The sequence below is a fragment of the Streptococcus sp. M334 genome (assembly GCF_000187745.1).
Lineage (GTDB): Bacteria > Bacillota > Bacilli > Lactobacillales > Streptococcaceae > Streptococcus.
This window is the reverse complement of the sequence record NZ_GL732491.1, coordinates 98,511-106,209: the sequence shown is the minus strand read 5'-3', so window position 1 is coordinate 106,209 and position 7,699 is coordinate 98,511. Positions and strand designations below refer to the sequence as shown.

At 41.0% G+C, this 7,699-nt stretch carries 7 protein-coding genes and 1 pseudogene; 1 reads left to right on the top strand and 7 read right to left on the bottom strand.

Annotated elements, in window-relative coordinates; translation table 11 throughout:
* The 3 genes and pseudogenes from HMPREF0851_RS16525 to HMPREF0851_RS13535 all read right to left on the bottom strand — a co-directional run.
* A partial coding sequence (locus tag HMPREF0851_RS16525; protein ID WP_232197015.1) for a G5 domain-containing protein occupies positions 1 to 475 on the bottom strand: 475 nt, incomplete at its 3' end.
* A gap of 558 nt (positions 476 to 1,033) precedes the next feature.
* Positions 1,034 to 1,261, bottom strand: a pseudogene (locus HMPREF0851_RS16520) (YSIRK-type signal peptide-containing protein); the annotation flags it as partial.
* 308 nt (positions 1,262 to 1,569) lie between these two features.
* Positions 1,570 to 2,454 carry an SPFH domain-containing protein gene (locus HMPREF0851_RS13535; protein ID WP_004235732.1) on the bottom strand — a complete coding sequence of 295 codons (885 nt, stop codon included), beginning with the start codon at positions 2,452 to 2,454 and terminating at the stop codon, positions 1,570 to 1,572.
* Positions 2,455 to 2,713: 259 nt separating this feature from the next.
* Between HMPREF0851_RS13535 and HMPREF0851_RS13530 the strand changes: the two genes are divergently transcribed.
* Positions 2,714 to 3,571, top strand: coding sequence for a 5'-nucleotidase, lipoprotein e(P4) family (locus HMPREF0851_RS13530; protein ID WP_000844828.1), 858 nt, complete (start codon positions 2,714 to 2,716; stop codon positions 3,569 to 3,571).
* Positions 3,572 to 4,209: 638 nt separating this feature from the next.
* On the opposite strand, the gene adcA is transcribed toward HMPREF0851_RS13530, so the two are convergent.
* From adcA to adcR, 4 genes are read right to left on the bottom strand one after another with little or no spacing between them, the layout of a single operon-like run.
* Complete coding sequence (gene adcA, locus HMPREF0851_RS13525; RefSeq protein ID WP_000724080.1) at positions 4,210 to 5,715, bottom strand: zinc ABC transporter substrate-binding lipoprotein AdcA; 1,506 nt, start codon at positions 5,713 to 5,715, stop codon at positions 4,210 to 4,212.
* A gap of 9 nt (positions 5,716 to 5,724) precedes the next feature.
* Positions 5,725 to 6,531, bottom strand: a complete 807-nt coding sequence (locus HMPREF0851_RS13520; protein ID WP_000950030.1) for a metal ABC transporter permease — start codon at positions 6,529 to 6,531, stop codon at positions 5,725 to 5,727.
* Positions 6,524 to 7,228, bottom strand: a complete 705-nt coding sequence (locus HMPREF0851_RS13515) for a metal ABC transporter ATP-binding protein (RefSeq protein ID WP_001269496.1) — start codon at positions 7,226 to 7,228, stop codon at positions 6,524 to 6,526. The genes HMPREF0851_RS13520 and HMPREF0851_RS13515 overlap by 8 nt, the downstream gene beginning before the upstream one ends.
* Positions 7,228 to 7,668: a zinc-dependent transcriptional regulator AdcR gene (gene adcR, locus HMPREF0851_RS13510; RefSeq protein ID WP_001249314.1), complete on the bottom strand. Its 441-nt coding sequence runs from the start codon at positions 7,666 to 7,668 to the stop codon at positions 7,228 to 7,230. The genes HMPREF0851_RS13515 and adcR overlap by 1 nt, the downstream gene beginning before the upstream one ends.
* Positions 7,669 to 7,699: the final 31 nt, after the last annotated feature.

Below are 7,699 nucleotides of genomic sequence, written 5' to 3'. Positions count from 1 at the left end.
AAGAGGGAAGAGACGGCTCTACCGACGGCTCTACCGAAGGCTCACCGGAAACACCACCATCATAAGAGGGAAGGGACGGTTCCACCAAGGATGCACCGGAAACACCGCCTTCATAAGAGGGAAGGGGTGGTTCCACCAAGGACTCGCCAGAAACGCCGCCTTCATAAGAGGGGAGAATTGGTTGGACTTCCGGGGCTAGGCTTATTCCATTTTCTTGAGATGCCTTATCTTTTGTCCCAACCAGAATCACCTGAGTAACTGGTTCACGAAGCACCTCTCTCCCTATTTCATTGCGCGTGACCACACCATCAATAATCCTTACTTCTGTTAAGATTCGTTCTTGTCCCTTGGCACCTTCTATAGAAATTCTTTTTTCTCCCTTAGCCAGAGTTGGGTCAGACTGAAATTGAGTTTCAAACTCTATCTCCCCTATCCTAACTTCCAGTTCTGGCTTGTCTTCAATAACAGTTTTCATTCCTTCATCTGGTACTTTTTTAGACTCAATACTCATACTTTTTTCAGGAGTTGGATTTAAAACAGGCTCAACTGCGTAGGATGGTTGAGGAGATTGCACAAGGTCTTCAGTCGAGCTAAAATGAGATGCCAACTGTGGTACAATCTTCTTAGACTGAGATTCTGAACTTTCCTCCTTTTGAGATAATACTGGCGACTCTACCTTATCAACAGAAAGTTCCTTGCTACCACTATCTCTTACCAAATAATATCCCGTAAATTCATATCCTTGGACTGTTTCAGGACTTGGTAAAAACTGACCTTCTACTCTCTTAACAAGGGCTGGTTGCAATTCTACCAGATTTTCTAAAGCAGAGATGGATACTCCCAAACCACCAACAGCAAAGACGCTCACAAGGAAGTAAGACGCTCCCTTTTTTCTCTTGATTAAAGTGAAGGAAAGCAATAATAATCCTGCTCCCAAGATAAACATCTCATCATTAGAAAACAGACCTGTTTCTGGTAATCTTGTAGCCAATTTTCGATAGACAAAATAGTATTCTTTTCCCTCTTTTACCTCAATCTTATTTTCTTCAAACCATTGCAACTCAGATTTCAGCTTTTCAGGTAAATCCTGCTCATCCAAGTAATGACTTGAAATTAGTGTTGAAGTCGTTTCTGTAGCCTGTACGGGTTGAGCCCCCATACCAGCAAAAAATAAACTCGTTCCTAGCAAGACCGAACAAGCTCCTATTGTATATTTTCTCAAAGAAAAACGCTGCTTTCTCTCAAATTGAAATTCTTTCATTCCATATCCTATCATTCATTATTACTGTATAGTTAGTATATCAGAAATAATTTGTATTCACAAATCTTTCTAGTTATTCCCTTATCATTCCAAATTAAGGGGGACAACATACAATAATTTTTATTTAATACTCTTCAAAAATCAAATTCAAACCACGTCAGCGTCGCCTTACCGTACTCAAGTACAGCCTGCGGCTAGCTTCCTAGTTTGCTCTTTGATTTTCATTGAGTATAAATGTATATCAATGTTCTTTGCTTTTCTTAACAAATGCAATGCAAAAAGAGCCTGTTGCCAAGCTCTTTAGTCTATTATTTCTTCTCAGCACGGAGGGCTGACAAGATTTGAGTACGGATATCATCTACACCATTTGGCGTATTTGGTAAAAAGATAGTTTGGTTTCCTTTAGAGGCAAAGGTATTCAAGGTGTCCAAATACTGGTTGGTCAAGAGGATGGACATGATTTGTTCTTCTGTCATGCCAACATTTGCTTCCTTGAGTTCTGTGATAGACTCTGCCAATCCATCCACAATCGCCTTACGTTGTTGGGCAATCCCCACACCATGGAGGCGGTCTTTTTCTGCTTCGGCTTCAGCTGCAGTGACGATTTTAATCTTGTCAGCTTCCGCCAATTCTTGCGCTGCGACCCGTTTGCGTTGCGCCGCATTGATTTCATTCATAGATTGCTTAACTTCTGCATCTGGTTCGACCTTGGTAATCAAGGTTTTCACGATAATGTAGCCGTAAGTGGTCATTTCTTCTGCTACTTGGTGTTGAACCTCAAGGGCAATCTCATCTTTTTTCTCAAACAATTCATCCAAGGTTAATTTGGGAACAGAAGAGCGAAGGGCGTCTTCGATATAAGATTTAATCTGAGATTCTGGACGCATGAGTTTATAGTAGGCATCTGTCACGCTCTGCTCGTTGACACGGTACTGAGTAGCCACATTCATCATAACGAACACATTGTCCTTAGTCTTAGTCTCAACCACAATATCGCTTTGCAACAAGCGTAACTGGATTCGTGCCGCAATCGAGTCAATTCCAAAAGGCAAGCGAATATGAATACCGCTATTGGCAACCTTTTGGTATTTACCAAAGCGTTCAATAATCGCCACCGACTGCTGACGAACCACATAAACTGTACTCAGTGTGACTATCACCAATAGGAGCACACAAACCACCACAAAAATCATCAAAAATGTTGCCATTATCGTGACCTCCATTATTATTTTTTCCTGTATTATAGCACATTTAAAGAAGGCTGTGCAGTTTTTACTGCGATTTTTCCTGAAATGTCAATAATTAGAGGTGAAACTACATTTCAAGTTAGTAATCGCTTTTTTTCATTACATTATCTTCTATAGAATCTACATCAATGGTCAGAGAATGACTTGCCTTAACTTTTCTCTCGTGCTATACTATTTATTGAAATGAATAAATAGGAGATATTTCATGAAAACAGCAAAAACTACTGTTACAATCCTTTCTGCACTTGCTTCTGTCGTCTTATTGGCTAGTTGTGCAACAAAGTCTACAGAAACACAGACAAGCAATAATAGCTCATCTGATAATCAGATTACATTGACATATGACCAACTACGGTCAAGAGAAAACACTATGTCAACCCTTTGGTATCAAAAATCAGCTGAAACTAAAGCTTTATACATACAGGGTTATAACGTTGCAACAAATCACCTAAAGGAATTGCTCAAAACAGAATCAGACAAACCTTACTCTATCGTTTTAGACTTGGATGAAACTGTCCTAGATAATAGCCCTTATCAAGTACAAAATGTCAAAGACGGTACAGCATTTACACCCGAAAATTGGGATATTTGGGTTCAAAAAGCTGCAGCAAAAGCTGTCCCAGGTGCCAAGGATTTTCTTCAGTTTGCTGATCAAAACGGTGTCCAAATCTACTATATTTCTGACCGCTCAGCTAATCAAGTAGATGCTACCATTAAAAATCTTGAAAGTGAAGGAATTCCTGTTCAAGGACGTGATCATCTCATGTTCTTAGAAAGCGGTGTAAAATCCAAAGAAGGTCGTCGCCAAAAAGTTCAAGAAAAAACAAATCTTATCTTATTGTTTGGTGATAACCTCGTAGACTTTGCAGATTTTTCTAAGACTTCTGAATCTGACCGTGATAAACAACTTGAAGAATTGCAAAAAGAATTCGGTGAAAAATTCATCATCTTCCCAAATCCAATGTACGGGTCATGGGAATCAGCTGTATACGGTGGTAACAAACTAGATGCTAAAGGTCAAGTAGAAGAACGCCAAAAAGCCTTACAAGGTTTTGATAAATAAAACAAATAAGCTGATTCTATATAAAATAAAGCTAACTTACAATCTTCAAAAAGTGGATAGGAAGGAATTCTGATAATCAGAAAACTTTCCTATCCACTTTTATGATTGATATAACATCAAGATTTTATAAATCTGATACTATACGTTTTATGATTTTAAAGACTTTGTCGCCTAGCCCCTGTATTTCAAGCATTAAGCAATGTTGATGATATAAATTTATTGTGGTATACTATTTTTGTCATCGGTTACCGATTACGTTCCTATGGGTTCGTGAGAGGAGGTGAAACTAATGAGCCTTATACCAGAGCTTGCTCTTACTATTATAGCAGATGTTATAGCTGGAATTATCTTGTATTTCGTCTGCAAATGGCTAGATGGTAAGAAGTAGACCGAATGACTAGCCTATAAACACCCGTTAAATCGCTAAGATACGTAAAAAAAGCCCTTAACTACTGCAATAGTTAGGGGCTTTGGTGTTCTAATGAACCTTATACACTAACAACATTCTAGCATATAAGCCCAGATATTTCAAGAGTTTTATTTATTTTATATTTTTAAAGTTTTGTAAGGTCTATAGTGAAGTTAGCCATCTAGTACCCCAAAAACCGACTAGCTCCTATGAACTAGTCGGTTTCTCATCAATGCGCCAACATTTCTTGGGCGATTTCTTGTCCAGATAGGTTATCTGGGTAATAGGTTGGCCAGTTATCCATTTCTTCAAAGAGGGCTTCTTGGCTTGTGCCTCCAAAGAAGATATGGAAATGTTCTGCCTTAACTGGGGCTATATTGTGATCACTAAACTGAACATATTTGAACTGTCCAGCATCCGCATCTGTCGCTTCAAAGAGGAAGCGCACGCCACGATTGCCTTTCTTGTAAGTCAAGATTTTCTTACCAACATACTTGTAGGTGAATTTCTTACTTTGTCCACCTTGAACAAATTCCATAGTGTTATCAGTGATGTTAATCTTAGTCACATCTGTCTGATAGCCTTTTGTATAGTAGGCCTTGTACTCAGCCTGAGTCATCTTACCAGTCAACTTAGCCTTGTAGTCAAAGACTTGGTCAAACGTGCCATCTTCAAGGAAAGGATAAACTGATTGCCAGTTACCTGCATAGTCACTCAAGGTACGATCCTTGACATCGGCATCCTCAAAGTAACCATTTTGAACTGTCTTCGTATCCTCCGCCTTTTCAGGCTCAATTGCTGGGCCTTCTTGGTCTGTTGTTTGTTTTAGAGCCTTGAGGTTTTTCTCCATGATAGAGATGTAATTTTCTCCAGCCTTGGTGTCCTCTTCTGTCAGACTTTCTAAAGGATTAAGGACATCTGTTTTGACACCTGCCTCTTTTGAAAGTGTGTTAGCAAGGGCTTGTGAGGCGTTTTCCTCAAAGTAGATATAGGCAATTTTATTTTTCTTGACGTACTCTGTCAATTCTGCCAGACGAGCAGCTGATGGTTCTGCATCTGGAGAGAGGCCTGAGATTGCGACTTGTTTGAGTCCATAGTCCAAGGCGAGATAGTTAAAGGCTGCGTGTTGCGTTACAAAGCTCTTTTGTTTGGCTTGAGACAAGCCTTCTGCATAAGCCTTATCCAAGGCTTGCAATTTTTCGATATAGGCAGCTGCATTCTTCTCAAAGGTATCTTTTTTATCCGGATAATCTGCTGATAGGCTATCACGGATGTGCTCTACAAGTTTAATAGCACGAACTGGTGATAACCAAACATGGGGATCGTACTCATGGTGATGACCTTCTTCGCCATGGTCATGGTCTCCCTCTTCTTCCTCGCCACCTGGCAAGAGCAACATATCTCCTGTCGCCTTGATGGTTTTGACCTTTTTCTTATCCAAGGTATCTAGCAATTTAGGAACCCATGTTTCCATATTTTCATTTTCATAAACGAAGGTATCTGCATCTTGAATTTTGGCAACTGCCTTGGCAGACGGTTCATATTCATGGGGTTCTGTACCAGCACCGATGAGGAGTTCTACATTAGCAGTATCTCCTGCGACTTGCTTAGTAAATTCATAGACAGGGTAAAAGGTTGTCACAATATTTAGTTTGCCATCTGCCTGCTTTTGATTGGAACAAGCCACTAAAAACAAGGCACATAGACTGGCTAGCAATAAGCTAATTTTTTTCACGTTCGTCTCCTATTTGATAAAACGTCTTACTAAACTGATGAGTAAAAAGACAGTTACAAAAATAATGGTAATACTTGCACTTGCAGGCGTTTCTGCATAGTAGGAAATGTAGAGTCCTGCCACCATTCCCAAAAATCCAATAGCACTGGCTAGCAGCATAACCGATTTAAAGTTTTTCCCCAGACGCAGGGCAATACTAGCTGGCAAGACCATAATGGTCGATACCAGAAGAGCTCCCGCAGCTGGAATCATAAGGGCAATGGCCACCCCTGTCACCATGTTAAAAAGAATGGACATGGTACGAACAGGCAAGCCATCCACAAAGGCCGTATCCTCATCAAAGGTCAGGATATACATTGGACGAAGAAAGAGGAAGGTCAAAATCAAAACAACCGCCGCAATGACAAAGAGGGAAATGACCTGCTCTTCGCTGATAGTCACAATCGAACCAAAAAGGTACTGGTCCAAACTCATTGAACTAGAACTTTTTCCCTTGCTCATGACAATCAGAGAAACAGCCAGACCTGTCGACATGAGGATAGCTGTCCCGATTTCCATAAAGCTCTTGTAAACCGTACGGAGATACTCCAAAAAGACCGCCGCAATCAAGACAATAGCAATAGTGGAAATAGTCGGAGAAATCCCCAGAACCAGACCAAAGGCTACACCTGAAAGCGAGACGTGGCTGAGGGTATCACTCATCAAACTCTGACGACGCAAGATAAGGAAGGTTCCAAGAACTGGCGAGAAAAGACTCATGGCAATAACGGCCAGAAAGGCACGTTGCATAAAGTCATAAGATAATAAACTAAGCATGGCCCACCTCCTGGTCATTCTCATGAACGTTGAAACAACGCCATGGCGAGTCTTGGTTACGGACTAGATGAATATTGCGATCCGCATAATCCTTAACCTCCTCAGGGTCATGAGTAATCATCAAAACAGCCTTGCCGTGATGATGGGCGCTGTGGTGCATGAGTTCGTAAAATTCGTTTTTACTTCCTGCATCCATCCCCGTTGTCGGCTCATCTAGGATAAACACATCTGGATCAGAAGCAAACATACGCGCAATCACCGCTCGCTGCTTTTGTCCCCCAGAGAGAGACCCCAAGCGTTTGTCTCGGTGTTCCCACATACCAACTGAATCTAAACTGGCCTTGATATGCTCCTCATCATGAGCATTCAAGCGACGGAACCAGCCTTTTCGCGGATAGCGACCCGACTTGACAAATTCATAAACCGTACTTGGAAAACCAGCATTAAAACTGGCAATCTGTTGAGGAAGATAAGCTATTCTCAATTTCTTACCCTGCGTATTTGTCTTTGAAATGGTCACCTTTCCAATGCGTGGTTGGAGGATACCAAGACTAGCCTTGATCAATGTCGTCTTAGCTGCCCCATTTTCCCCTGTCAAGGTAACAAATTCCCCACTATCAACGCTATAATTGATATGTTCAAGAACAGGCTCCTTATCATAATAGAAGGACAAATCCTCTACCGTAATATATCTCATTATTTGATTTCCCCTACTAAAGCAGTCAAAAACCGCTGAATCACTTTTTGTTCATTTGGAGTAAACTGAGTCGCCACTTGTTCATAGGTTAAAAGCGTATGCTCATGGTGATGGTGGTGCTCCTCAGCGATTGGACGAGCCAAATCAGTCAACTGATAAAAAATCACACGCGCATCCTTAGGATCTTTAGATGTTTCCAACATCCCTTCCTTGACCAAAGACTTAATGGCCTTGGTAACTGCCGCCTGACTGACATTGAGACGACGAGCCAACTCTGAATTGGTTAAAGATTCCTCCGACAAGAGCATGAGGATATGCTCCTGGGTATTGGTCAGAGCTACCTCACTAGTACAATGACCTATTAGGATTTCATGTTGGTTTTCCGCCTGTAAAATCACCTCATTCAAAAAGCCATCGATATCCTTCGCTAGCTGTCTCATATTTGACTCCTTTCCTTTTAGACTTCTCTTT